The organism is Desulfovibrio sp., from assembly GCF_019424165.1.
Taxonomy (GTDB): Bacteria; Desulfobacterota; Desulfovibrionia; order Desulfovibrionales; family Desulfovibrionaceae; genus Desulfovibrio.
On the sequence record NZ_JAHZAA010000021.1, the window covers coordinates 28,875 to 30,078 of the forward strand.

At 47.3% G+C, this 1,204-nt stretch carries 1 protein-coding gene; it reads right to left on the minus strand.

Annotation, left to right across the window (positions count from 1 at the left end):
- Positions 1-397 precede the first annotated feature (397 nt).
- Positions 398-1,204: glycosyltransferase (locus QZ377_RS08410; protein WP_291440714.1), on the minus strand; the 807-nt coding region annotated here is incomplete at its 5' end.

Sequence of the window (1,204 nt, forward strand, 5' to 3'; positions counted from 1 at the left end):
TCCCGCGTCAAAGGGAGAAGGGGCGGGGCTTGCGGCTTTTGTTTTTGCTGCGCGTTTCGGGGGGAGTGCCGGGGCTGTGCCCTCCTCCACAGCAACAGAAGCAGCAGAAGAAGGTACGGGAGACGTAGAAGAGGCTGACGGACTCTCGCCCCAAAGCAAAAATCCCATCTCCGTCTGCGCGGCGTGGAGGATAATCAGTGCTTTTACCTCTTGCTTTTGTACAGTTCTCCAACTCCTCCCCCAACCATCCTAAGGCATACAGATTGCTCTGTTCCACCCAACTGCGTTCTTGGGCATATGTAACTGAGGATTGGGAAGCTCGAACGATCACGGCAAAGGGTTTCCCGTGATCATTGCAAAGTAGCCTGTTTTTTAACGCGGCGTAATTGGGCTCTCTTTATGGGGTGTGGTTTTTTTTCTGATCAATTGATTGGAAAAAACCATGAGCTCTACCTAGCGACATCAAGATATAATACGACATTGCTGTGACATCAGGCAGCTTTCCAATCCCTTTCAATATAGGGTATGCAATGTTTTGCAGACAAAACAAAAGTCCCAACTCATGTTTACGCAGGAGTCTGCCACGCCCACGGCCATAGGCTAGAGCTTTGGAAAATGTAGACCTGGAGTAAATGGCCGTGGGATGGCGTATGGCGAGATTCCTATGCCTCTCAATGCGGCAGTGAGCCAAGTAAGCGCGTACGATATAGTCAGTATCTTCGCCTGATCCCCAAGGAGTTCCCGCTCCAGCCCCCAGCGTTTCATCAAAATTGCCCGTGCGCAGCACCGCTTCTTGGCTAAAAAAAAGGGAAATGGACGGCACATCAGAAAAAAGTGTGTAAATATTTTCGTGCGATTTTCCCGAAGAAAAGCGTAGTTTAATTTTTTCTGCAAAAGAGGGAGGAGAACCATACGCGTCTCCTTCCAAAGGAATTTGACGTCCTATAACAATATCACAATTTGATCTGTTAAATATATTATTGACCTCAAAAAGCAGGTCCTTGGGGTATTCGCAGTCATCATCAGGAAAGCAGACAATATCGCCAGTGCAATATTTCAAGCCAAGATTGCGCGCACGAGAGAGTCCTTTGGGGCTTCTCAAGCAAATAATCTTAAAAACTTTGCTGTAGCGTTCAATCAGGGGGCGTAAAAATGTTTCATCATCGTTTTGGTCAACAAGAACAACGGAAAAAAAAGCATATGT